This window comes from Halomonas sp. AOP43-D1-4 (genome assembly GCF_052446175.1).
Taxonomy (GTDB): domain Bacteria; phylum Pseudomonadota; class Gammaproteobacteria; order Pseudomonadales; family Halomonadaceae; genus Vreelandella; species Vreelandella citrativorans.
In genome coordinates, this window is record NZ_JBQSVY010000004.1 from 110,446 (window position 1) to 133,745 (window position 23,300).

Sequence of the window (23,300 nt, forward strand, 5' to 3'; positions counted from 1 at the left end):
ACGGGTGGCCGTTAGGCGTGAAGCGGCTGCGCTAGTAAGCGATGCACACCGACTTGAGCTCGGTGTAGGCATTGACCGCTTCCGGACCGAACTCCTTGCCAAGCCCGGACATCTTGAGGCCGCCAAACGGCATGGCTGGATCAAGCGTCACGTGGGTATTGACCCACACGGTGCCGGCCTCAATGCGCGGTGTCAGGGCCATAGCCTTGGACAGGTTGTTGGTCCAGAGGCTGGCCGCCAGCCCCAAATCACTGTCGTTGACCATCCGCAGCGCTTCTTCCTCGTCATCAAACGGAATCACGGTCAGCACGGGCCCAAAGACCTCTTCGCGCGCGACTTCCATGTCGTGATCGGCGCCGCTGATGATGGCCGGCGACACGTAGAAGCCTTCCGTGGGCACGTCGTTGCCCACATGGATATTGGCACCTTGCTCGCGCGCCCGATCAAGATAGCCGCGCACGCTGTCCTGCTGGCGCTTGGAGACCAACGGATTGACCTGCGCCTGCGGGTCCATGCCGGGGCCTGCCTGCATGGTGTCAACGGCCTGGGTCAGCCGCTCGCAGAAGGCGTCGTGAATGCTGCGATGCACATAGAAGCGCGAGGCCGCCGCGCACACCTGGCCCTGGTTGAATAGCCCTCCCATCAGCGCGCCGTTGACCGCCTTGTCGACATCGGCATCTTCAAGCACCAGCATCGGATTCTTACCGCCCAGCTCCAGCGAGAAGTGCGCCATGTGCTCCACGGCGGCGTGGCCGACCTGCTTGCCGACCGCGGTACTGCCGGTGAAGGTGACCTTTTTAACGTCCGGATGCTCGGCCAGACGCGTGCCGACCACCGAGCCCGAGCCCAGCACCACGTTGAACACGCCCTGCGGCAGGCCGGCCTCCAGCGCCAGCTCCGCCAGGCGCAGCACGCTCAAAGGCGTTTCCGAGGCGGGTTTCAATACCACAGTGCAGCCTGCGGCCAGCGCCGGCACCAGCTTCCACAGCGCAATCATCATCGGGAAGTTCCACGGCACGATGGCCGCCACCACGCCTAGCGGCTGGCGCAGGGTGTAGGCATTGAACTTCGCGCCTTCCGGCATGCCGATGGAGACGTCGCGGGTATTGCCCTCGAGCTTGGTGGTCCAGCCGGCCATGTAGCGGATGAAATCGATCGAAAAGCCCACGTCAACGCCGCGGGAGAGATTGATCGACTTGCCCTGGTTGAGGGTCTCGAGCTGGGCCAGCTCCTCGGCGTGCGCCTCGACCAGGTCGGCAAAGCGCAGCAGGATGCGCTCGCGCGCGGCCGGCGACAGTCCGGACCAGCGGCCATCCTCGAGGCTCTCCTTCGTCAGCGCGATCGCCCGGTCGGCCAGAGCGCGATCGCCCTCGCGCAGTGTGGTCAGCGCCTGACCACTGGAAGGGTCAAGCACGTCAAAGTGAGGGCCTTCATCGACGAAGGCGCCGTCGATGAACGAGCCCGTCGCACGTTCGAGAAAGCCCTGTACGGCTTGTGATGCGGTGTCCTGGCTCATGAACGATCTCCTGCGCGTGTGAGGTATCAAATGATAGTAGCTTTGACACGTTGCTTTATACGAAACGGGTGCCTTTGGCTCAGCCTAATACGCTATTCGCCCCGCGGCTTGCCTATCTCTGCCGCTGGTATGACGCTCTCTGCCGGGCTAGAAATCGAACCCGACCAGCAGTTGGGTGTAGTAGTTGGCTCCGTTGCCACCGAGCTGCGTACCTCCCCGCGAGGCGGAGGTGTCCGGATCGTAACGGCCCACCAGCGGCATGACCCACCAGTGATCATTGATCGCCCAGGTAGCGTAAATGTCGATCTCATTGCCGTCGAGGTTCGGCCCCTGACCGGCATCGAGCGTATCGAAGCGATACATCATCAGTCCAAGGCTAAGCTGTTCGGTGGGCTCAGCCGACAATGCAACCTGGTGAATGCGGGCATTCGTCGAGAAGGGACCAGCGTAGTTGGCGGCCACTTCTCCCTGAAACCAGGTGCCGAGTGCGCGACCGTTACCGTAGAACAGCGGATCGTAACCGTCGGAGAAACGGCTGAAACGGTAGCTTGCGTAGGGCGTGCCGGGTAACTGGTCGAAGGTCCAGCCCGCCTCGAGGTACCAGGCATTTTCACTATCGTCGTTGCCTTTCTTCTGAAAAGCGTATTGCCCGGAGAGAAACAGGTTCTCCACGCCCGCGTTGCCGTTGCCGTAGAACGTGTAGACTCGCGTACCGTCCCGGTCGGGGTACAGGAAGGCGTAGTCATCGTCGGTATCGAGTACCTTGAGGTAGGTCGCGCCGAGCGTGGCGACATCGGTGATGTGCTCCAGATTGGCCACCGCCAGCTCGGGTTTAGCTTGGGCCGCATTGTCTGAAGCGAGCCACATTAGATCCCCCCGCAGGCCCTGCTCGCCGCCGAGGCGCAGCACGGCGCTTTTGGCGAACGACTGGCGCGGCGCCAAGTAGTAGCCGCCACCGCGATTCAGCTCGCCATCGAGTACGCCAGTACCGAAATTCAGCGCGTCTCCCGAGATCAGAAAGCCATCCCCGACCTGGATATATTGACGGCCCACAGAGATATCGATGCCGTCGTAGCCGAGTGTCGGCACCAGGTCACCGGATTTCCAGCCCGCCGAGAGGCTTTCGAGATGCGTGCGCCGCTCGTCGCCGGTGGTGAACCCCGCTGCATCGCCCTGCCCCCAGGTGCCGCCGGAAGTCCAGGCCACATTGGCATAGAGCGAGCCAGCCGTGGGGGATAACGCATGGCTGGCATCGAGACCATACTTGATAAACCCTTCTTGCCAATCTCTGCCTTCTGCCTCGGCCGTTTCCGATTGGGCGTAGCCCTTCTGGCTATGAAACGCGCCAGCCACGCCCGTGACGTTCAGGTTGAGCGTGGTCTGATCAGTGCTATGAAGCTCAAGCGCCGAAGCGCTGGTGCATATTGAAAGTGTGATGACCGAGCCAAAAGCAAGTCTGGGCAGCATGGAGTTGTCGCGTGAGGTAGTCATAAGTCAGTGATCCTATTCGTGCGATGCTTGTTGTTATGAGGACGCAGCGCCAGGTGCGGGGCCGCTGATTGACAGGCTAACGAGTGGGGGATTGCCGTTCTTGTCTGCCGCTGACGAAAATCTGCCCTGCGCTGCCGCCCGTGCACGTTTTTAAGATCAACCAGCAACGCCGGTCCAAAAACGAAAAAGACCGGCACGCAGGCCGGTCTACTTGATTGAGCACTAACGTGTCGCACTAGCCAAGCCACACCAGTGACAGTGCTGGTACGAAGACTATGATGGCGATGCGCACTATGTCAGCACCGAGAAACGGCATGATGCCGCGACTAACGGTGGCAAGCGACGTGTTGTGGCTGTATTTCTGCACGATGAACAGGTTCATTCCCATCGGCGGCGTGATCAGGCCGATTTCTACCACCATCAGTGCGACGATACCGAACCAGATCGCCTTTTCTGGTCCCGCCAGGTTGAACAGCTCAAGCTGCATGATGATGGGGAAAAAGATCGGAATGGTTAGCAGGATCATCGACAGCGAGTCCATCATGCAGCCGAGCACCAGATAGATCGCCAGAATCACCATCAGTATTGCTAATGGCGCCAGCCCGCTGCCCAGCACCCACTCGGCCAGCGCCGAGGGCATTTGCCCAAGCGCCAATCCGCTATTGAGGAGGTCGGCACCGATGACGACCAGATAAATCATCGCACTCGCTTCCGCCGTGCCCACTAGGCTTTTAAAGAGTCCTGGCCAACGCATGCCCCGCCATACGGCGTAGATTCCACACGCGGCGGCTCCGAGCGAAGCCGCTTCGGTCAGATTCGCCCAGCCGCCGTAAAGGCCGAATATCACCACGATAAAGATCACTAACACCGGCGTGATTTCACGCAGGCTCGCCAATCGCTCGGCCCAGCTGTAGCGCGGTGAGGCCTCGACGCCACCCATGGCGCGCACTGCCATCAGTCGAATCACCAGGAAATAACCCGCCACGGCCAGAAGCGCCGGTAAAACGGCCGCAATAAAAAGCGTGGTGATCGACGTATTCGTTAGCACGGCGTAGACGATTAGCGGCACCGATGGTGGAATCAGAATGCCCAGTGTGCCTGCCGCCGCGATGGTGCCCGTGGCAAGCCGCTTGGTGTAGCCGTGACGCTCCAGCTCGGGTAGCGCCACCTGACTCATGGTGGTGGCGGTGGCCAGTGAAGAGCCGCAGATGGCGCCGAAACCAGCACAGGCGCCAGCGGCCGACATAGCAAGCCCCCCTCGCCAGTGGCCGATCCACTTGGCACTAACCCGAAAGAGCGTCGCTGACAGGCCACCGTGGATCGCAAACTGCCCCATCAGCACAAAAATGGGAATCACAGCCAAGTCATAGCTCGAAAAACGGGCATACACCAGGTTGTTGAGGGTATACAGCAGCGCGTTGGTATCGCCGTCGTACACCAACCAATAGCACAGCGCGCCAGCCAGCAGCATCGCCACGCCTACATGCAGCCGACACCCCAACAGTACAAGCATTCCCCCGAGCGCTACCGCCCCCATCGTTAGTCCTTCCATCACACTCCTTCCTCCTCAATCATGGCGGGCGCTTCATCATGGGTAAGGTGATGAATGCTCTGATACAGGGCACACACGCCCATCAATGCAAGGCCCGGTAGCATCGCCGCCTGAAAGGCCCACTCGGGCAAACCAAGCTGAACGCTTTGTGCGTTATAGATGAAGCTGTCTTGGGTCATTAGCGCCGTTCGCCACAACAGCAAGGCGCTGACGCCCGCCAGCACAAAGTGTGAGATGGCTAGCAGGGCGCGATTGATGCCTGCCGGCAGAAGCGTTGCGACGATGTCCACACGGATATGTCGATCATTAATTTCACACAGCGGCATAAAGCAAGCCACCGCCACGGCCATCGTCATCTGCAGGAGTTCCATGTCACCGGTGACCGGGGTGGCCAGAAGTCGGCGTCCCAGCATCGAGGTGAGCGAGAGTGTGATGGCAGCCAGCAGCAGCAGGCCACCTACCAAGGCAAGCGCGGTGGCGAGCCGCTTGAGTAGAGGTTTGATCATGTAGGTCTCCCGGAGTAAACGCGTTCCAAACGGTGCGCGTGTCCCGCGCTTATTCGGGCGGTAAGGTGTGTGATTTGGCGATTGATTCAAGCGACCTCACCAGCGCCGCGCGGTCGATGCCACCGTCGTTTGATGCCATCCACGCCTCGGTTACGCTGCGAGAGGCGTCGCGCATGGCCTCATAGGTGTTGTCATCGAGGGCAATGACCGTCTGCTCGGGGTCGTTTTGCAAACGCGTTCTGACCGGCTCGATAGCGTCATCCCAGGCCTGGCCGAAGCGGCGCGACAGGACTTCGCCGCTGAGCTCATCCAACGCCTCGCGCGCTTTCTCGGGGAGCTGGTCATAGCTCTCCTTGTTCATCAGAAAGGCCAGCACGGTCACGGTCGGGGTGGCTTGGTGCGGCGCGGATTCGGTGTGGTTGTGGGTAACCTCAGCGAGCTTGGTCGGTGGCACGACCTCCCAGCCGGCCGACGCCCCGTCGATGACACCCTTGGCGAGCGTGTCGGTGATCTGAGCCGGTGGCATGCTCACCGCCGAGGCGCCGAGTGAGTCGATGAGCCGTGAGGCCATACGGGTCGGCGCACGCAGCTTCAGTCCTTCCATATCCTCAATACCGCGAATGGCTCGGGGCCGCGAATGAAAGACGGCACCGCCGTCGCTGTGCACAGCCAGCACGTGATAGTCGCTAAAGTCCTCGCTTGCCGGGCCTTGGGTGAACTCCCAGGCGATGCGGCTACCGGCGACGCCGCCGGCCGGCAGCATGAACGGCAGCTCCAGCGCCTCGCTTCGGGGAAAGCGCCCTGCGGAGTAGCCAAGCGCCGTCCAGACGATGTCGACTACACCATTGCGCACCATGTCGGGTAGTTGGGAAGGAATCCCCCCGAGCTGCATCGAGGGGTAGATCTGGCAACGGATCTCGTGATCGGAGCGCTCTTCCAGGTCGTCGCACCATGGGGCGAGCACGCCGCGCTGCACGCTGGCCACCGAAGGCAAAAAGTGGGTGATACGCAGCGTCGTCTCCGCCAAGACCGGAGCGCTCGAAAGCCCGCCGGCCAGGGCGACTGCGCCGGCCATCATCAGCCGTTGAAGCCGGCCGGGGGCGTGCCTTGTTGTTGTGTTCATGGTGGTCCTGCTCCTCTCGCAGTTCCTTGGGCTTGGGTCGTGCCCTCGGGCGATGAATGAAAAAACGAATGACTCAGCGAGTAGCGATCCAGCGCTGGGTGCGGCTTAGGACGGCGCCGGTTCTTCGCTCGCCACCAGGTTCAGCACGCCCTCGACCCAGTCCAGCGCGACATCCGAGGCCGAAAGCGATCCGCTGGCGTCGTGACGACCGAACTCCCCGATACGGGTCGCGCCGCAGGCCATCATCGCCTCGGTGAGCAGCTCGCCGCCGCGGGAGTAGCTGCTGTCGCCCAGCCCCAGGCTTGCAAAGCGAATGCTGGAAAGATCCGGGGCGTCGTCGCGCAGCGACTGGTAAAAGTCGTTAGCCCCACCCGGCACCTCACCGTCACCGTAGGTCGAGCAGATGATGAAGTAGAGCCGGTTAGGGTCGAGCGACTCGGGATCGATATCGCCCAAATCAGCTACATCCACCGCGCAACGTCCGTTGAGGGCCTGCTCGAGCTCTTCTGCCACCAGTTCCGCATTACCGGACTCGGTGCCGAATAGAATACTGACCGACAAATCGCCCAAGCTCTCGCCGTCACCGGCCGTGTCCTGGGGGCGCTGCTCGAGCACGATTGATTCGTTGCGCGCCGATTCGAGCAGCGCCTCGAGCGTGGTCAGCTTGGTACGCACACGATCCGGAGCGGTTTGATTGCGCTCCTGATGATCGATGCGCCGCCAGCCGTCGATATCGGTTGCATCCACAGGCGGCGTGAGCCCTTCGCGGGTGCATGTCACTGCACCGGTGGCGATGTCACCGCCGATCACGCCGGCCAGCGCCCGGGCATCGGTGCGCTGATCGGGAATCGTGCCCCGGGCGTCGCGGCGCAGCCAGCCGGCTAGATAGAGCCCCGCCTCCACGCGTCCGGTGTCGGAGGCGCTGGGAAGCTCGGCCAGCGCTTTGGAGATAGCGTCTTCCTGATCGGGCACGAAGCCGATCGCGGTAATCACCGAGTCCACCGACAGCGAGACCGTCTCGCCGCCGTAGCGCAGGGAGATTCCTTCGACCTTGTCCTGTCCGTCGATCTGCTCGGGGGTCGCCTCGAACCACCACTCGACTGTCATGGAGGGCGTACCCTCGGCCTCAACCTGACACGCGCCCGGAAGCACACGCAGTGCGTCCAGCCGCGCATCCTTGCCTTCCGGCACGCGGTCGAGATCAACGCCGTGAAGACAGTGCGTGATGCCCGAAAAACGGCCCAGTTCGCGGATCATCACCGGGTCAAAGCGGGCCTTCTCCGCGCTTGAGCGCCCGATGATATGAAGGGTGTCGATCTCGCGAGTCAGCGTACCGTGCACGGCGTCGTCGATGTCGCTGCCTTCGAGCTCTTCTGATCGAATCGACAGCAGCCGCAGCACGTCGATGGCCACGTTGCCTTGACCGGTGATCGCCACGCAGCGACCCAGCGTCGGGGTGGTGGTCTCGTGCGGGTGGCCGTTGAGTCGTCGAGTGATGCAGCCCGCGCCGAACACGCCGCTCAGGTCTTCGCCGGGAATCTCGAGCCGGCGATCCGCGCGCAGCGCCTCGAAGGAGATCTGATCGCCGACGGTGGTATTGCCGATGAAGCGCACTTTGGGTGAGTCGAACAGCCGGTCGAACTGGCCTGATACCGCCTTGGTCCCCTGGTGGTCGCCCGCTACGCCGTAGCGAAGCAGACCGTAGGGCACGGGCAGGCGATCGATCAGATCGATATGCGCGCGGGGCATACGCCGTTGGATCTCTTTCGCTGTGAAACAGCCCGCCGGGCCGGAGCCGACGATGGCGACATGGGGCGTCGCCTCTGCCTCGCAGGTAGCGGCGGAGGCGGCTGCGTCCGCGCTGTTTTCATCGAGGGAAACGACGCTATCCCAAGTGACCGGCAGCGAGAGCATGCCGCGGAACACCCAGCCGCCAACGGTGGGCTCGCGATCAGGATGCACCCGGAGCCCTTTCAAGTGGTTGAACAGTAGTGGCAGGGCCACGTCGGCGATCTGGGCCCGTGCCGCCCGCGCGCCCAGGCACACATGGGTGCCCTTGCTGAAGGCCAGGTGGGGTTTGACCTCGCGGTGGATATCGAACTCGTCCGCACGCTCCCATACCGATTCGTCGCGGTTGGCCGACAGAATACAGATCCCCAAGCGGGCACCCTTGGGCAGCTCGACGCCGGCCAGCACAGTTTTTTGGGTCGTCTGGCGCGAGTACAGGCCAATCGGCGCGATCCAGCGGATGGATTCGTCGAACACCGTCGACCAGAGGCTCGGGTCGCGCTCGGCGGCCCGGCGCTGCTCGGGGTGGGTTAGCATCGCCCAGGCCGCCACGCCCAGCGCATCGCGCGGTTCGTTGAGCCCGCCGCCAATGCTCATCTTGATGTTGGCACGAATCTTCTCCATCGGCATCTGGTCCTCGGGCGAGGAGAGCAGTGACGAGATCAGTGAGTGGTCGGTTATGTCGGTGCCACTCGAGCATTTCATCAAGCGCGATGTCCACCTCGTCGAACGAGCGCTTGCCGGCGGCCCAGACGTCCGGGTCGTCGGCGTAGTTGCCGGTGGCATCGATCAGCGTCTGCGACCAGCGCTGCATATCCTCCGACGAAGCGTTGTGGAGTCCGAGCAGCTCCTTCAAGCATTCCGCCGCGAAAGGTGCCGCGAAATCCCAGATCAGATCCGCGCCCGGCCCTTTTTCAATCAAGTGCGCCAGTTGCTCGCGGCCCTTCTCGTGGAAGGTTTGCGTCCAGACGTTTTTCACCACATTGGGTTTGAACACGCTCTGCAACTGGCGGCGCTCGCGGTAGTGCTCCGGGTCGTCGCGGCGCAGCATCGAATGCCCCATGGCACGGATCTGAAGCGAGTCCTTCTCGTTGGCTGAGAAGGTTTCCTGGTCGTGTTCGGTGGTGATCACGGCGTCGTAGCTGGTGATCAGATAGCGGTTGACGCTGGGCACCCAGTGAACGCCCCCTTCACGGCGCAGGCGTTCATAAATCGGATAGGGGGTCGTGATAGAGCGTATTGATATCAACCCAGTCCGCGACGGGGCGGGGCGAGGAGTGTTGGTGTTGTTCATACGACCTCCGAAGGGGATAGCAATAAAATGAGGCGCATCGATCGGACGGCTAGCGCGTGGTTGGTGATCACGCTATTCATTTATTAATAAGTTAACAATTAGACTTTATGTACAGAAAAAGCTTTTTTCCCAGCGCTTTCATCGACCCGCCTGCGCGGGTCGATTTCCGAGGAGTTGCATTTTTCATAAAACGGTGTGGGGCTGGCGTTGGCCCGGAAGGAGCGGGGTCATGCCTGTAGGCGCTTGAACAGCTCGCCAAGGCGGTGGGTATCGGAAAGTGCCAACACGTCGGCCACGTACTGATCCGGGCGGACCACCACGATCGCACCGTCGCGATTGATACCGCGGGCATCGAAGATGTCCTCGTCGGGGGCGATGCCAAACACGCTCTCAAGATTCACCAGTTCAAACGGGCCGACCTCTGGTTTGAACACGCTCGGCACCTGATTAATCGACACATCCTCGTGGTGCTGCTGGTAGATCACTTTGATATCGAACCAGTCGACCCAGGCGCCGCCCGGTAGTGCCACGTTGAGCGGAGAATCGCTCGAGCGCTCCAGCCATTCGGCTAGACGCTGTGTGGCAGAATCCTCGCCAGCAAGGGCGGCATCGGCAAACACATAGAGGCGCCACCGCCCATCGGCTCTGGCCTGGTGCCCCAGCTGCAGCGGATTACCGTCACATACCCGCGACACCATTGCCGACTTAAAACGCTTGCCTACCGGAAAGCCGGTGGCAAGTGTCTGATGCTTGGCATCGTTGATAATCATCGAGGGCGCGTATTCGGTCATAAAACCTGCTGGGAACTCGATGGTACGAGCGTAGAACGCCTCCAGCTCGCCCGGGTCTTCGAACTCTTCCGGGCGTTTGGCCATCATCGTCGACCACTTCTTGTCGAAATCGATCAGGTTCTTGGCCACCACCTGACGCTCGGCAGAGTAGGTCGACAGCAGCGTGGCAGGACTGCGGCCGGAGAGTACGTAGCCGAGCTTCCAGCCCAGGTTGAAACCATCCTGCATCGAGACGTTCATGCCCTGGCCCGCCTTGGCGCTGTGGGTGTGGCAGGCATCTCCGGTGATGAACACCCGCGGCAGGCGCTCGGAGCTCGGGTCCTTGACGTCGTCAAATCGGTCGGTGAGACGGTGGCCTACCTCGTAGACGCTGTGCCAGGCGACATTACGCACATCGAGAGTATAGGGCGTGAGGATGTCATTGGCCTTTTCAATGATTTGCTCAATCGGCGTGTTACGTACGTCGTTGCTGCCATCGGCTGGCACTTCGCCCAGGTCGACGTACATGCGAAACAGATGCCCTCCCTCGCGAGGGATCAGCAAAATACTGCCACCGGCATTGGACTGGATGGCGCATTTGGTGCGGATATCGGGGAAGTCGGTCTTCGCAAGCACGTCCATCACCCCCCAGGCGTGATTGGCCTGATCGCCGGCCAGTTTGCAGCCAATGGCGCTGCGCACGCCGCTTCGCGCGCCGTCGCAGCCCACCACATAGCGGGCGCGCACGGTGCGCTCACGCTCCTCGTCCGTGTCTGCATTCATGCGTAACGAGACGTTGACCGGGTAGTCATCGTCGTCATTGATCGTGAGGCCGTTGAACGCGACGCCGAAGTCAGGACGAATGCGCGCTGGGCCATTGAGGGCGGCTTCGGCCAGATAGTCGAGCACCCGAGCCTGGTTGACGATCAAGTGGGGAAACTCGCTGATGTCTTCCGGATCATCCGGGGTGCGAGCGGTGCGGATGATGTGCTCAGGCCGGTTCGGGTCGGGCTTCCAGAAGGCCATCTCGGTGATGCGGTAGGCCTCGGCGGTGATGCGATCGGCAAAGCCGAAGGCCTGGAAGGTTTCGACGCTGCGCGCCTGGATACCGTCGGCGTGCCCGATCTCGAGCCGGCCCGGGCGGCGTTCGATGATACGGGTACGGATACCTGGAAACTGGGCAAGCTGCGCGGCCATGATCATGCCAGCTGGTCCGGTACCCACGATCAAAACGTCCACTTCGTCGGGCAACTGCTCGGGCCGGTCTACACCTGTACCCGCGGCGGGCTGCCGGCGTGGATCGCCGGATACATAACCGTAATGATGAAATTGCATGATGGCTCCTCTTGATGGGTGACATCCGGGTCCTCGTCGAATCACGGGGCAAGCCCGATTGCGTTTGGATGTCGAGACCTTTTCATGCTGAACACCTCGAGGGCCAATGGGGATGTGTTTTACGTCCTCTAGATTGTACTTTTCATAAATATGCCCCCTACCTTAGTCGGCCTGCCAATCTGGTGCCTCGATTTTTCGTTAATCTATAAACGATTAGTTGGGCGCGATATCACGACTGCCCGGGCCAGCAGTGTCCGAAAAGGGCGAAACAAGGTTTTGCGTACATCTAAATGATGAGGCGTCTCTGCTTGACACGGTGCCTTCCTTTGATCATTAATATATTAACAAACTGAGCGTGGATCCGTTCATTACCCTTTTTACAGGCTTCAGGAGAACGACGTGCCCCATCTGCATATCGAGTATTCACCCAGCCTCGAGCAGCGCGTTGACGTGCGCGAGGTGTGCCGGGCCGCCCATCGGGTGATGGCGGCGTCCGAGCTCTTTCCGCTGGCCGGTATCCGCGTTCGTGCCTTTGCTGCCGATCACTGCATCGTGGCCGATGACCATCCGGACAACGATTTTCTGGCCATGACCCTGAGCGTCGGTAGCGGGCGCGCCCAAAGTGATCTCAAGGCCGCTGGCGAGCAGCTGTTTGCCGCCGTACAAGGCGTACTGGCCGAACCGCTTGCCACCCCGCATTTCGCCCTGTCACTGGAAATCCGCGAAATCGATGCCGCGCTGAGCTGGAAAGACACCCCGATCCATACCCGGCTGTCCAAACAGTAAGCCCTATGCCCCTTCTGGAGGATTCTTGATGAGCCAAGTGAACGACAACATTGCCCGCGCGCAGGACTACATGAAGCGTTTTCGCGACCAGGGCGTCTTGAACCATATCAACGGTGAGTCGGTGCCAGCGGATTCTGGCAAGACGTTCGAGACCCTTTCGCCGGTTGATCTCGCTCCGCTTGCCAACGTCGCCCACGGCGGCGCCAGTGACATCGATCGCGCCGTACAGGCCGCCGAAAAAGCGTTCAAGACCTGGAGCAAGACGCCAGGCAAGGAGCGCCGCGAGATTCTGATCAAGGTCGCCGAGGCTATCGAAGCCCGCGCCGAAGAGATCGCCTTCACCGAGTGCATGGATACCGGGCAGTCGCTGCGCTTCATGTCCAAGGCGGCCATTCGCGGCGCGGCCAACTTCCGTTACTATGCCGATCAGGCGCCTCAGGCCGAGGATGGTCAGGCGCTGCGCAATGACACCCAGATGAACGTGACCTCCAAGCGCCCGCTGGGCCCGATCGCCGTCATCACGCCGTGGAACACGCCGTTCATGCTCTCGACCTGGAAAATCGCCCCGGCCTTGGCCTCGGGCTGCACCGTGGTCCACAAGCCGGCGGAATTCTCGCCGATGACCGCTAAGCTGCTGGTCGAAATCGCCGAGGAAGCTGGCCTGCCCAAGGGCGTCTTGAACCTCGTTAACGGTATGGGCGAAGACGCGGGCAAGGCCCTGACCGAACACCCCGGCATCAAGGCGATCGCTTTCGTCGGTGAAAGCCGCACCGGCCAGCTGATCATGGCCCAGGCCGCGCCGACACTGAAGCGCTTCCACTTCGAGCTGGGCGGCAAGAACCCGGTTATCGTATTCGAGGACGCCGACCTCGAGCGCGCCGTTAACGCCGCCACCTTCATGATCTACTCGCTCAACGGCGAGCGCTGCACCTCCTCCTCGCGCCTTCTGGTGCACGAAAACATCTACGAGGAATTCACCCGCCGCGTGGCGGAAGTCGCCAACGGCGTGAAGGTCGGTCATCCGCTCGACCCGGACACCGTGGTCGGCCCGTTGATCCACCCGGAGCACGAACAGAAAGTGCTGTCGTACTTCGATAAGGCGCGTGAAGAGGGGGCCACTATCGCCGCCGGCGGCGAAAAGGTCGGTGAAGAAGGCTGCTTCGTACGCCCGACGCTGTTCACCAACGCCACCAACGACATGAAAATCGCTCAGGAAGAGATCTTTGGACCGGTGCTGACCGCCATTCCGTTCAAGGATGAAGAAGAGGCGCTGCGCCTGGCCAACGATACCCAGTACGGCTTGGCCGCTTACCTCTGGACCAGCGACCTTGACCGCGCCATGCGCCTGACCGACGAGCTGGAAGCGGGCATGATTTGGGTCAACTCCGAAAACGTGCGTCATCTGCCTTCGCCGTTCGGCGGTGTCAAGGCCTCCGGCATCGGCCGCGACGGCGGTGACTGGTCATTCGATTTCTATATGGAGACGGTCAATATCTCCTTCCCGCGCAAGCCCCATAAGGTGCCGAAACTCGGGTGACGTCATTTTTTGCAGGGCGATATATCGCCCTGCCTGTCGAACAAAGGAGACATGCCATGCCTATTCCAACGCCCAATCTCTATCCTCCGTTCAATATTATTCGACTGAGCCACGTCGTGTTCGGCGTCTCCAATCTGGAAAAGAGTCGCCACTTCTACGTCGATACTCTAGGCCTTCAGGTCACCGATGAAGATGACAAGCGCATCTATCTGCGTGCGATGGAAGAGCGCGGCCACCACTGCATCGTGCTGGAAAAAAGCGACAGCGCGACCGTGAAATCCCTGTCGCTCAAGGTGTTCGATGAACAGGAACTCGATAAGGCCCACGACTGGTTCAAGCAACAGGGACATCCGGTGGAGTGGGTCGAGCGCCCTTACCAGGGCCGCACACTGCGCACTACCGATTGCTTTGATGTGCCCATCGAGCTGTACTTCAAGATGGACCGGCTGTCCCCTATTCATCAGCAGTACGCGCTTTACAAGGGGGTCAAGCCGCTGCGCATCGACCACTTCAACCTGTTCTCGCCCAATGTGGACAAGTCCGTCGACTTTTATAACCAACTGGGCTTTCGCGTCACCGAATACACCGAGGACGAGGAGAGCGGCAAGCTGTGGGCGGCCTGGACGCATCGCAAGGGTGGCGTGCATGACATGGCCTTCACCAATGGCCGTGGTCCGCGCCTGCACCACACCGCGTTCTGGGTGCCTACACCGCTGAACATCATCGATCTGTGCGATCTGATGGCCACCACCGGCTACGTTGCCAACATCGAGCGCGGCCCGGGCCGTCACGGCATTTCCAATGCCTTCTTCCTGTACATCCTCGACCCGGACGGCCACCGCATCGAGATCTATTGCTCGGACTACCAGACCGTTGATCCGGACCTTGAGGCGATCAAGTGGGATCTGAAGGATCCGCAGCGCCAGACGCTATGGGGTGCCCCGGCACCGCGCTCCTGGTTCGAACACGGTTCCGAGTTCGAGAATCTCGATCCGGTGGATTCCCAACTCAACGCAACGCCGATCGTCGCGCCCTGAGCCGGGGCCTTACGTCGCACCATTGACTCAAAGGGCCCGGGACCGCTCGGGCCGTCAGGAGACTGTTCATGAGTAACGCCCTTCCGCCTCGCCTCGCTTCCTTCCGTGCCAATGGTGCCGACCGCTACGGTGTCGTCACCGACAGCGGCATCGTCGACCTGACACCGGAGTTCAGTGCCCGCTTCAAGGGACTCAAGGAAGTGATCGAGGCCGGCGCCATCGACGAGCTGTTGCATGCTGCCGACGGCCGCAGCCCGAGCTACCGCGAAGAAGACGTCACCTACCTGATTCCGATCGTCAACCCAGAGAAGCTGATTTGCGTCGGCGTTAACTTCCCCTCGCGCAACGAGGAGTACAAGGACGGCCAGGCCGCGCCGAGCAAGCCGTCGCTGTTCATCCGCTTCCCGCGCAGCTTTGTTGGCCACAACGAAAATCTCGTGCGTCCGCCGGAGAGCGAGCAGCTCGACTACGAAGGCGAAGTCACCATCGTGATCGGCAAGGGCGGTCGCCGTATTTCCCGCGAAAAGGCCTATGAGCATATCGCCGCACTGACGCTGTGCAACGAAGGCACCATTCGCGACTGGGTGCGCCACGCCAAGTTCAACGTCACCCAGGGCAAGAACTTCGACGCCACCGGCGCCATTGGCCCGTGGCTTGTACCGTTCCGCGATGCCTCGCAGCTCGATGACATCGAACTGACCACCCGGGTCAACGGCGAAGTTCGCCAGAACGATCGCACCTCGCGCATGATGTTTGATTTCCGCTACATCGTGAACTACGTCTCGACCTTCACCACCCTGGTACCGGGCGATGTCATCGTCTGTGGCACGCCCACCGGCGCCGGCGCCCGTTTCGAGCCGCCGATCTGGCTCAAGCCCGGCGACGTTGTCGAGGTGGAAGCCGAGGGTATCGGCAAATTGATCAACGGCGTGGAGGATGAACGTCATGGCGCTCACTGAGACGCAAATCAACGACGCGGCAAAGGCGCTGCTCGAGGCGGAGAAAAGTCGCGAGCAGATCGGGCTGCTGTCAAAAGCCTATCCGGACATGACGCTGGATGATGCCTACGCGATCCAGACCGCCCAGATGGAGCGAAAGAAGGGTGAGCACGACATCATCGGCTGGAAAATCGGCCTGACGTCCAAGGTGATGCAGGATGCGCTCGGTATCGACACGCCGGACAGCGGCGTGCTCTATGACTACATGCGCTTCGACAGCGGCGCCGTGATTCCGAAGGGCCACTTCATCCAACCGCGCATCGAGGCCGAGATTGCCTTTGTCATGAAGGCATCGCTGGAAGGTGAGGTCACGCGCGAGGACGTGCTGGCCGCCACCGACTACGTGACACCGGCCATCGAAATTCTCGATACCCGCATCGTCAGAAAGGACGCAGAGACCGGCCAAGCGCGGGTGATCTTTGACACCGTCTCCGATAATGCCGCCAACGCTGGCATCGTGCTGGGTGCCGAACGCCACGACCCACGGGCGCTGGATTTACGCTGGGTCGGCTCGATTGTTAAGCATAACAACGACGTGGTGGCCACCGGCCTCGGCGCCGGCGTGCTGGACGATCCGGTCACCGGGCTCGTCTGGCTGGCACGGCGCATGGCGACTTACGGTCAGCGCATCGAGGCCGGCCAGGTCATCCTGTCGGGCTCGTTCATCGGCCCGGTCGAATGCCCGTCCGGCAGCCGGATCGAAGCCGACTACGGCCCGTTCGGGTTCGTGTCATTGACATTCGACTAGACGACACCCGCTATTCACGAACGGGCGGATCGCAACGGTAACCCGAGGGGGTAGTACCCGAATGACGCGCAAAGAATCGACAGAAGTAGGCGGGGTCCTTGAACCCGAGCTGGTAGGCGATCTCGTTGACGCTCATGCGGGTGAAGATCAGAAGGCGCCGGGCCTCCTGCATCACGCGGTCGTGAATCACCTGTTTGCTGGGCACCCCGGCGATGCGTCGACAGACGCTGTTGAGGCGCGCCTCGGTAACGTTGAGAACGCGGGCATAGTTCGCCAGCGTCCAGTGCGCTCGATAGCGGGCCTCGATCTCCAGATTGAAGCGGTGAAACAGCGACAGCTCGTCGTGACGCACGTTCTGGGCTTTGAGCGAGTTGGCCGACAGGCGAAACAGGCCGATGAAGATCAGCCGCGTCAGGGTGATCAGCGCTGCCTCCCGGCCCGGCCGGTCGGCCTCGAACTCGAGGCGCAGTTCGTCAAAAAGCCGTTCGACGCGACGCACTTCCGGTCTCGTCTCGTCGCTGACCCGGCCGGTCGCCACGCACACCGGTGTCACGGTCGAGGCGTCGCCCAGCTCGGGAATCTCTTCGAGCAGCGACCACACCAGCTGCTGGCGCACCGTCAGCACATGGCCGTCGCTGCCGTCTTCGGTGGTAAAGGAGTGGGGCACGGTCGGCGGCGTCAGAAAAAACATCGGCCCCTGCTGGTGAAATTGCCGCTCGTCCAGATAGACCCGTACCATGCCGCTTTTGACGTAGTGCACCTGAAAGAACCGGTCATGATGATGGACCGGCATGTTGCGCCCGTAGAAATCCGCCATGCGACCCAGCGCATCGTAATGCACCGTCGCATCGGCATAGCGCTGGTCGTACTCCTGACCAATCGTGATATTGGGAATGAGATCCAGCGCCATGATTGTTCTCCTGAGCTTGCGCGGTGTTACCGTCCGACAGGCCTCTATATTAACCACCGACGGGTGCTTCGCTCCATAACGTTGCCTGCCTGCCGTGCAGGCCGCCTTGACCAGCCCGTCCGTTTCAAGGAATTTTCTCATGGGTGAAATCGTACTTGCTGCCAAGATCACGCACGTCCCCTCGATGTACCTCTCCGAGCAGCCCGGACCGCATCATGGCTGTCGCGCCGAAGCGATCGCCGGTCACAAGGAGATCGCTCGTCGCGCCCGTGAACTCGGCGCCGACGTCGCCGTGGTCTTTGACACGCACTGGTTGGTCAACAGCGGCTATCACATCAACTGCGGCGATCATTTTGAAGGTATCTATACCAGCAACGAGCTGCCGCACTTCATTCAGAACATGGCCTACAAGTACGACGGCTGCCCCGACCTGGGCCGGGCGATCGCCGAGTACGCCAACGACTCCGATATTCGCACCATGGCGCACAATATCGAGAGCCTCAAGCTCGAATACGGCACCTTGGTGCCCATGCGCTACATGCACATGGATGTGCCGGAAGAGCAGCCCTTCAAGGTGATCTCCATCGCCGCCTGGGATGCCTGGCACGACCTGAACGACAGTATTCGCTTCGGCGCCGCCGTGCGTCAGGCGATCGAGGCAAGCGATCACAAGGTGATGGTGCTGGCCTCCGGGTCGCTTTCCCACCGCTTCAGCGACAACGTCAATGCGCTCGAGAACCTGCACCGCTGGACCCGCGAATTCGACCGCCAGATGGATATGCGCGTGGTCGAGCTATGGCGCGAAGGTAAGTTTGACGAGTTTCGCAAGATGCTGCCGGAGTACGCCCAGCACTGCTACGGCGAGGGCGGCATGCACGACACCGCGATGCTGATGGGCGTGCTCGGCGAGGGCTATGACCGTCCGGCCGAAATCCTGACCGCGCCGTTCGGCAGCTCCGGTACCGGTCAAATAAACGCCGTTTTCCCGATGTAAAGCGATACGCCAACTTTCAAGGAGTGCCTTATGGACATGCCCAGCAATACCTTCAAGCAGGCCATTGGCAACCAGCAAGCCCAGATCGGTCTCTGGCTGGGGCTTGCCAACGGCTACTGTGCCGAGCTTGCCGCCAACGCCGGTTTCGACTGGCTTTTGATTGACGGCGAACACGCCCCAAACGATCTGCGCACCATTCTAGAGCAGCTTCAGGCCGTGGCGCCTTATCCGGTCCAGCCGGTAGCGCGCCCGCCGGTGGGTGACGCGGCGACGATCAAGCAATACTTGGATCTTGGCGTTCAGACGCTGCTGGTGCCGATGGTCGATACCGCCGAGCAGGCCCGCGAACTGGTGCGCGCCACTCGCTATCCGCCGGTCGGCATCCGCGGGGTGGGCAGTGCGCTGGCGCGCGCCTCGCGCTGGAACTCGATTCCGGGCTATCTCGATCACGCCGATGAAGAGGTCTGCCTGCTGGTACAGATCGAAACCAAAGAGGGGCTGGAAAATCTGGATGAAATTGCCGCTGTCGAGGGCGTCGACGGCGTTTTCATCGGGCCGGCTGATCTAAGCGCTTCGCTCGGCCACCGCGGTGATCCGGGGCACGACAACGTGCAGCGTGCCATCGAAGACGGTATTGGCCGCATTCAGCAGGCTGGCAAGGCCGCGGGCATTCTCTCGGCCAACAAGACGTTGGCCAAGCGCTACCTCGAACTGGGTGCCACCTTCGTGGCCGTGGGTGTGGATACCAGCCTGTTGATGGGCTCGCTGAAAACACTGGCTGGCGAGTTCAAGGACGGTGATGTTCCGACCACGCCCGCCTCATCGGTGTACTGATTACGCGACGGCTCCCCGTTTTTGTTTTCACCTGGGCCTGTGCATGTCAGGCCCTCAATTTCGGAATGACTCATGAATCTCAACGACACTCGTCTGCTACGCCAACAGGCCTACATTAACGGCCAATGGCTCGATGCTGACAACGGCGACACTTTTGATGTGACCAATCCGGCCAACGGCGATACCGTTGCCACCGTAGCCCGTGTGGGCACGGCCGAAACCCAGCGTGCCATTGATGCTGCCCAAAAGGCGCTTCCGGCATGGCGTGACATGACCGCCAAGGCCCGCTCGCTCATTCTCAAGCGCTGGTTCGCGCTGATGCAGGAGCACAAGGAAGACCTGGCCCGCATTCTAAGCGCGGAGCAGGGCAAGCCGCTGGCCGAGAGCCGCGGTGAGGCCGACTATGGCGCCAGCTTCATCGAGTGGTTCGCCGAGGAAGGTAAGCGCGTCTACGGCGATGTGATCCCCAACGACAAGCCCGACCGTCGGCTGGTGGTGATCAAGCAGCCAGTGGGCGTGGTCGCGGCGATCACGCCGTGGAACTTCCCCATCGCCATGATTACCCGAAAGGCTGGCCCTGCACTGGCCGCTGGCTGCACGATGGTTCTGAAGCCTGCCTCCGAGACTCCGCTTTCCGCGCTGGCGCTGGCCGAGCTTGCCGAGCGCGCAGGCGTACCTGCCGGGGTGTTCAACGTGGTGGCCGGACGCGCCGGCGAGATTGGTACCGAGCTCACCCACAGCGAAACCATCCGCAAGCTCTCCTTTACCGGCTCCACCGAGATCGGCCGTCAACTGATGGAAGAGTGCGCTGGCACGATCAAGAAGGTGAGCATGGAGCTGGGTGGCAATGCGCCCTTTATCGTGTTCGATGACGCCGACTTGGACGCGGCGGTCGAAGGCGCGATTGCCTCGAAATTCCGTAACAGCGGCCAGACCTGCGTTTGCACCAACCGGTTTCTGGTTCACGATGCGGTCTACGATGCCTTCAGCGAAAAACTGGTCGCCGCCGTCAAGGCGCTCAAGGTCGCCGCTGCCGAAGAAGAGGGCGCCCAGCAGGGGCCGTTGATCAATCAAAAAGCCGTCGATAAGATACGCGCCCACATCGACAACGCCGTCGGCCACGGCGCGAAGGTGCTCTGCGGCGGCGAGTCTCACGCGCTGGGCGGCAACTTCTTCGAGCCGACGGTCCTGGGTGAGGTGACGAAGGCGATGGACGTAGCCGGTGAGGAGACTTTCGGCCCGCTCGCACCGCTGTTTCGTTTCAGCACCGAGCAGGAGGCCATCGCCATGGCCAACGACACGCCTTTCGGCTTAGCCGCCTACGTCTACACGCAGAACCTGGGACGCGGCTGGCGCATGGGCGAGGCACTGGAGTACGGCATGGTCGGCATCAACGAGGGCCTCATCTCGACAGAAGTTGCTCCGTTTGGCGGCATCAAGGCCTCGGGCGTTGGTCGTGAAGGCTCCCACTACGGCATCGAGGATTATCTCGAAATCAAGTATCTGTGCATGGGAATCAAGTAGACAGTCATTACATTATAGTTGATATGATCTGAATGGTCGGCCCCGGCTCGCGCATGAGGGCCGGTCACTTCTGGTTCGTTGCATCACTTCTGGTCGCTGAAAAAGCGCCATTTTGGATATCCAGATGCCATGCGTCAGGTCATGTAGCAAGCGAGTGAGTGTGGTATTGTCCGCTCCTTGATAAGACTCCGCTTTACACCTATCTTCGGCGATTCTATGACAAGAGCCGCTATCGTCTCGGAATTTTTTAGAAAAAGGCAGCACATGTCGCGTCCGACTCCTTCAATGACTCTGGCACTGCTTCAAGCCCGTGAATCCGCCATGGATTTTTTCCGGCCACACCTTAACCACAACAACATTACCGAGCAGCAGTGGCGCGTTATTCGCATCCTGTGGCAAGCCGAAGAGCAGACGCTGGAGAGCTACCAGTTGGCCGAGCTTGCCTGCATTCTACGCCCGAGCCTGACCGGGGTGCTGGTGCGTCTTGAGCAGAATGGGCTGGTCAGTCGCTGGAAGCCCGAAAACGACCAGAGACGGCTTTGCGTCACTCTGACCCCCCAGGGGAATGAGCTGTTCGACAGCATGAAAGGGGAAATGATGCGCCAATACCAGAAAATCCAGAAGCGGCTTGGCCCGGAGAAATACCGCACCTTGATGAGCCTGCTGGATGAAGTGCAGAAGCTGGAACCAGATGATTGATGATTCTATAAACGTAAATCCGAGCCTTATTGATGGGTACGCGCTACGGACTGAAATGATACTGCTCGACACGCCATCGTTTTCCAGTTTGATCAAGAATATCTTTTCCCTGGCCACCTGATGGAGCAGATCGCTCTGATAACCAGCAGGCGCTTAAGGCCTTTGTCCGCCTGTACTGCAGAACGACCTATTACCCGGTGGGCACCTGCCGCATGAGGCTGGACGCCGAGCGCTCGGTGGTGCGCCCCCTTAAGCTGAACGTTCACAGCGTGGAAGGACTTCGCGTTATCCATTGCCCCATCTTCCCTAATCTGCCCGGCGGCAATACCAATGTTCCGACCATTGCGGTGGCAGATACAGCCGCCGACATCATGATCAATGCTGCATGAAAAGCGCTGTCTAAATCAAAAAGGGCACTCCAATGGAGCGCCCCGGTATTGATGACAGACTATATTGGCTTGGGTCACGCGTTATTTCAGACCCTGCTGAACATCCATCAGCGTTTTCCAGAGGGTGTCGAGCCAGTCGAGATGCTCGGGCTTCATCAGTGCCGAGCGCAGGCACACCGTGTACTCGCTATCCACGACGATCTCCGGGCAGGCCTTCTGGATCAGATGCGACGGATAATTGAACGCGGCGAGATAAAGATCTTGCGCCTCGGCCTGTTCAAACATCTGCTGGGATAGGCGCGATACCTCGCTGGTTGAGCCGGCTTTGGGCGCCCAGATGACAATATCCAGATCCGGCGCCAGCGGCACGATGAACTCGTCGCTGTCCACCAGCTTCTGATACAGCCCGACGGCGGCGCCGCGGCACTGATCCAGCCCGCGGGCGAACTCACCCTCCCTGACGATGGGCAGCATCTGCATGGTGGCCCACAAGGCGACGGCAGAAGCGCCGGCACGCGAGCACTCCAAGCTGATTTCACCAAGGTGTAGCTCATCGGAGCTGAAATAGGTATAGGGCGAATCGTGTTTGTAGAAGGCACCGACGGCAGGATCCCTGAACACAATGCAGCCGCAGCCGTAGGGCTGTAACCCGTGCTTGTGCGGATCAATGACGATGGAGTCCGCCTGATCGATGCAGGCAAACGCTTCACGCGCGTGATCCGGAAGCGAGTCGATCAGCTTGTAGTAGCCGCCATACGCCGCATCGACATGAACCCGAAAGCCATAGCGTGGCTGCAGCCGGAGGATTTCCGGCAGGGGGTCGACGGCGCCCACACCGGTCGTTCCCAGAGTCACGACAACGGTGCCGACATCTCCTTTCTTCAGCATGTCTTCCAGGGCCGCCGTATCCATTCTGGCCCTGTCGTCCACAGCCACCGAGTCGAAAGGCACCTTCAAAACGCCACAGATTCGATGATGGGTGTAGTGGGCCTGCTGGGAGGCCACCACCTTCTTGTCGGGATGAATTTGGCTGGCCACCCACAGCGCTTCAAGGTTGGCCATCGTGCCGCCACTAGTGAGATGGCCAAGATGGCTTGTCCAGCCGAACATTTTGGCAATGTCCTGAACCACCTCTTTTTCCATGGCGGAGCTTGCCTTGCCGCCATCGAGGGCATGATTGTTCGGGTTGATCCACATCGCCATCATGTAGGCCATGCGAGCGATGGGGTGAGGCGGCTTGAGCATCTGGCCGGCGTATTGAGGATGCGGATAGGGGTAATTATCCCACATCTTCTCGGCAACCTGCGCCATGACCTCACTGGCCTTTTGCCGGTCATATTGCGTCTCGAACGCCGGCAGATGCTCATATCCCCTGGCAAGGGTGGTCAGGGACTCTTTCAGTATGTCGATGCTGCGTTCTTCAAACATGTCGTTCTCCTTGATTCAGGGGCCGAAGTGGGCCATGCATA

At 61.0% G+C, this 23,300-nt stretch carries 20 protein-coding genes; 11 read left to right on the forward strand and 9 right to left on the reverse strand.

The window, feature by feature from the left end:
* Positions 1–31: 31 nt before the first annotated feature.
* The 6 genes from ACT3RQ_RS05640 to ACT3RQ_RS05665 all read right to left on the reverse strand — a co-directional run bounded on the left by ACT3RQ_RS05640 (position 32) and on the right by ACT3RQ_RS05665 (position 8,600).
* The gene (locus ACT3RQ_RS05640) at positions 32–1,516 is read right to left on the reverse strand and encodes an aldehyde dehydrogenase family protein (RefSeq protein ID WP_444680109.1); all 1,485 of its coding nucleotides are present in this window, start codon (positions 1,514–1,516) and stop codon (positions 32–34) included.
* 147 nt (positions 1,517–1,663) lie between these two features.
* A complete protein-coding gene (locus ACT3RQ_RS05645) occupies positions 1,664–3,007 on the reverse strand; it encodes a hypothetical protein (RefSeq protein ID WP_444680110.1) in 1,344 nt (447 codons plus the stop codon).
* Between the two features lie 235 nt (positions 3,008–3,242).
* On the reverse strand, positions 3,243–4,559 hold the full coding sequence (locus ACT3RQ_RS05650; RefSeq protein ID WP_444680111.1) for a TRAP transporter large permease: 1,317 nt from the start codon (positions 4,557–4,559) through the stop codon (positions 3,243–3,245).
* Entirely contained in the window at positions 4,559–5,065 is a 507-nt protein-coding gene (locus ACT3RQ_RS05655) for a TRAP transporter small permease (protein ID WP_193056938.1), read from the reverse strand. The genes ACT3RQ_RS05650 and ACT3RQ_RS05655 overlap by 1 nt, the downstream gene beginning before the upstream one ends.
* Before the next feature lie 49 nt (positions 5,066–5,114).
* Complete coding sequence (locus ACT3RQ_RS05660; RefSeq protein ID WP_444680112.1) at positions 5,115–6,188, reverse strand: TRAP transporter substrate-binding protein; 1,074 nt, start codon at positions 6,186–6,188, stop codon at positions 5,115–5,117.
* A 105-nt stretch (positions 6,189–6,293) separates the two neighbouring features.
* On the reverse strand, positions 6,294–8,600 hold the full coding sequence (locus ACT3RQ_RS05665; protein WP_444680113.1) for a cytochrome P450: 2,307 nt from the start codon (positions 8,598–8,600) through the stop codon (positions 6,294–6,296).
* On the opposite strand from ACT3RQ_RS05665, the gene ACT3RQ_RS05670 reads away from it, so the two are divergent.
* A complete protein-coding gene (locus ACT3RQ_RS05670; RefSeq protein WP_444680114.1) occupies positions 8,566–9,075 on the forward strand; it encodes a hypothetical protein in 510 nt (169 codons plus the stop codon). The genes ACT3RQ_RS05665 and ACT3RQ_RS05670 overlap by 35 nt on opposite strands.
* A 422-nt stretch (positions 9,076–9,497) precedes the next feature.
* Here ACT3RQ_RS05670 and ACT3RQ_RS05675 read toward each other — a convergent pair whose 3' ends face one another.
* Entirely contained in the window at positions 9,498–11,375 is a 1,878-nt protein-coding gene (locus ACT3RQ_RS05675; protein WP_444680115.1) for an FAD-binding monooxygenase, read from the reverse strand.
* 399 nt (positions 11,376–11,774) lie between these two features.
* Between ACT3RQ_RS05675 and ACT3RQ_RS05680 the strand changes: the two genes are divergently transcribed.
* The 5 genes from ACT3RQ_RS05680 to hpaH all read left to right on the forward strand — a co-directional run bounded on the left by ACT3RQ_RS05680 (position 11,775) and on the right by hpaH (position 16,481).
* Complete coding sequence (locus ACT3RQ_RS05680) at positions 11,775–12,161, forward strand: 5-carboxymethyl-2-hydroxymuconate Delta-isomerase (protein ID WP_444680116.1); 387 nt, start codon at positions 11,775–11,777, stop codon at positions 12,159–12,161.
* Between the two features lie 28 nt (positions 12,162–12,189).
* Positions 12,190–13,698, forward strand: a complete 1,509-nt coding sequence (gene hpaE, locus ACT3RQ_RS05685; RefSeq protein WP_444680117.1) for a 5-carboxymethyl-2-hydroxymuconate semialdehyde dehydrogenase — start codon at positions 12,190–12,192, stop codon at positions 13,696–13,698.
* A 56-nt stretch (positions 13,699–13,754) separates the two neighbouring features.
* Positions 13,755–14,735, forward strand: a complete 981-nt coding sequence (hpaD, locus tag ACT3RQ_RS05690; RefSeq protein ID WP_444680118.1) for a 3,4-dihydroxyphenylacetate 2,3-dioxygenase — start codon at positions 13,755–13,757, stop codon at positions 14,733–14,735.
* Positions 14,736–14,803: 68 nt separating this feature from the next.
* Complete coding sequence (locus ACT3RQ_RS05695) at positions 14,804–15,694, forward strand: fumarylacetoacetate hydrolase family protein (protein ID WP_444680119.1); 891 nt, start codon at positions 14,804–14,806, stop codon at positions 15,692–15,694.
* Positions 15,681–16,481, forward strand: coding sequence for a 2-oxo-hept-4-ene-1,7-dioate hydratase (gene hpaH / locus ACT3RQ_RS05700; RefSeq protein WP_444680120.1), 801 nt, complete (start codon positions 15,681–15,683; stop codon positions 16,479–16,481). Before ACT3RQ_RS05695 ends, hpaH begins: the two co-directional genes overlap by 14 nt.
* A gap of 10 nt (positions 16,482–16,491) precedes the next feature.
* On the opposite strand, the gene hpaA is transcribed toward hpaH, so the two are convergent.
* Complete coding sequence (hpaA, locus tag ACT3RQ_RS05705; RefSeq protein ID WP_444680121.1) at positions 16,492–17,391, reverse strand: 4-hydroxyphenylacetate catabolism regulatory protein HpaA; 900 nt, start codon at positions 17,389–17,391, stop codon at positions 16,492–16,494.
* Between the two features lie 139 nt (positions 17,392–17,530).
* Here hpaA and hpaD (ACT3RQ_RS05710) point away from each other — a divergent pair, with 139 nt between their 5' ends.
* The 5 genes from hpaD (ACT3RQ_RS05710) to ACT3RQ_RS05730 all read left to right on the forward strand — a co-directional run bounded on the left by hpaD (ACT3RQ_RS05710) (position 17,531) and on the right by ACT3RQ_RS05730 (position 21,831).
* A complete protein-coding gene (hpaD, locus tag ACT3RQ_RS05710; RefSeq protein WP_441677665.1) occupies positions 17,531–18,385 on the forward strand; it encodes a 3,4-dihydroxyphenylacetate 2,3-dioxygenase in 855 nt (284 codons plus the stop codon).
* A gap of 30 nt (positions 18,386–18,415) precedes the next feature.
* Positions 18,416–19,219 carry a 4-hydroxy-2-oxoheptanedioate aldolase gene (gene hpaI / locus ACT3RQ_RS05715; RefSeq protein WP_193056948.1) on the forward strand — a complete coding sequence of 268 codons (804 nt, stop codon included), beginning with the start codon at positions 18,416–18,418 and terminating at the stop codon, positions 19,217–19,219.
* 72 nt (positions 19,220–19,291) lie between these two features.
* Positions 19,292–20,743: an NADP-dependent succinate-semialdehyde dehydrogenase gene (gene gabD / locus ACT3RQ_RS05720; protein ID WP_444680122.1), complete on the forward strand. Its 1,452-nt coding sequence runs from the start codon at positions 19,292–19,294 to the stop codon at positions 20,741–20,743.
* 264 nt (positions 20,744–21,007) lie between these two features.
* Positions 21,008–21,442 carry a homoprotocatechuate degradation operon regulator HpaR gene (gene hpaR / locus ACT3RQ_RS05725; protein ID WP_441677669.1) on the forward strand — a complete coding sequence of 145 codons (435 nt, stop codon included), beginning with the start codon at positions 21,008–21,010 and terminating at the stop codon, positions 21,440–21,442.
* Positions 21,443–21,540: 98 nt separating this feature from the next.
* Positions 21,541–21,831 carry a GMC oxidoreductase gene (locus tag ACT3RQ_RS05730; protein ID WP_441677737.1) on the forward strand — a complete coding sequence of 97 codons (291 nt, stop codon included), beginning with the start codon at positions 21,541–21,543 and terminating at the stop codon, positions 21,829–21,831.
* Positions 21,832–21,912: 81 nt separating this feature from the next.
* Here ACT3RQ_RS05730 and ACT3RQ_RS05735 read toward each other — a convergent pair whose 3' ends face one another.
* Positions 21,913–23,259, reverse strand: coding sequence for a pyridoxal phosphate-dependent decarboxylase family protein (locus ACT3RQ_RS05735; protein ID WP_441677671.1), 1,347 nt, complete (start codon positions 23,257–23,259; stop codon positions 21,913–21,915).
* Positions 23,260–23,300 lie beyond the last annotated feature (41 nt).

Bases quoted from the DNA above. Each gene is read 5' to 3' on its own strand.
- hpaD (WP_441677665.1), top strand. From the start codon at position 17,531: ATGGGTGAAATCGTACTTGCTGCCAAGATCACGCACGTCCCCTCGATG.
- ACT3RQ_RS05660 (WP_444680112.1), bottom strand. From the start codon at position 6,188: ATGAACACAACAACAAGGCACGCCCCCGGCCGGCTTCAACGGCTGATG.
- hpaR (WP_441677669.1), top strand. From the start codon at position 21,008: ATGTCGCGTCCGACTCCTTCAATGACTCTGGCACTGCTTCAAGCCCGT.
- hpaI (WP_193056948.1), top strand. From the start codon at position 18,416: ATGGACATGCCCAGCAATACCTTCAAGCAGGCCATTGGCAACCAGCAA.
- ACT3RQ_RS05695 (WP_444680119.1), top strand. From the start codon at position 14,804: ATGAGTAACGCCCTTCCGCCTCGCCTCGCTTCCTTCCGTGCCAATGGT.
- ACT3RQ_RS05670 (WP_444680114.1), top strand. From the start codon at position 8,566: ATGCTCATCTTGATGTTGGCACGAATCTTCTCCATCGGCATCTGGTCC.
- hpaA (WP_444680121.1), bottom strand. From the start codon at position 17,391: ATGGCGCTGGATCTCATTCCCAATATCACGATTGGTCAGGAGTACGAC.
- ACT3RQ_RS05655 (WP_193056938.1), bottom strand. From the start codon at position 5,065: ATGATCAAACCTCTACTCAAGCGGCTCGCCACCGCGCTTGCCTTGGTA.
- ACT3RQ_RS05675 (WP_444680115.1), bottom strand. From the start codon at position 11,375: ATGCAATTTCATCATTACGGTTATGTATCCGGCGATCCACGCCGGCAG.
- gabD (WP_444680122.1), top strand. From the start codon at position 19,292: ATGAATCTCAACGACACTCGTCTGCTACGCCAACAGGCCTACATTAAC.
- ACT3RQ_RS05640 (WP_444680109.1), bottom strand. From the start codon at position 1,516: ATGAGCCAGGACACCGCATCACAAGCCGTACAGGGCTTTCTCGAACGT.
- hpaE (WP_444680117.1), top strand. From the start codon at position 12,190: ATGAGCCAAGTGAACGACAACATTGCCCGCGCGCAGGACTACATGAAG.
- hpaH (WP_444680120.1), top strand. From the start codon at position 15,681: ATGGCGCTCACTGAGACGCAAATCAACGACGCGGCAAAGGCGCTGCTC.
- hpaD (WP_444680118.1), top strand. From the start codon at position 13,755: ATGCCTATTCCAACGCCCAATCTCTATCCTCCGTTCAATATTATTCGA.
- ACT3RQ_RS05645 (WP_444680110.1), bottom strand. From the start codon at position 3,007: ATGACTACCTCACGCGACAACTCCATGCTGCCCAGACTTGCTTTTGGC.
- ACT3RQ_RS05650 (WP_444680111.1), bottom strand. From the start codon at position 4,559: ATGGAAGGACTAACGATGGGGGCGGTAGCGCTCGGGGGAATGCTTGTA.
- ACT3RQ_RS05735 (WP_441677671.1), bottom strand. From the start codon at position 23,259: ATGTTTGAAGAACGCAGCATCGACATACTGAAAGAGTCCCTGACCACC.
- ACT3RQ_RS05665 (WP_444680113.1), bottom strand. From the start codon at position 8,600: ATGGAGAAGATTCGTGCCAACATCAAGATGAGCATTGGCGGCGGGCTC.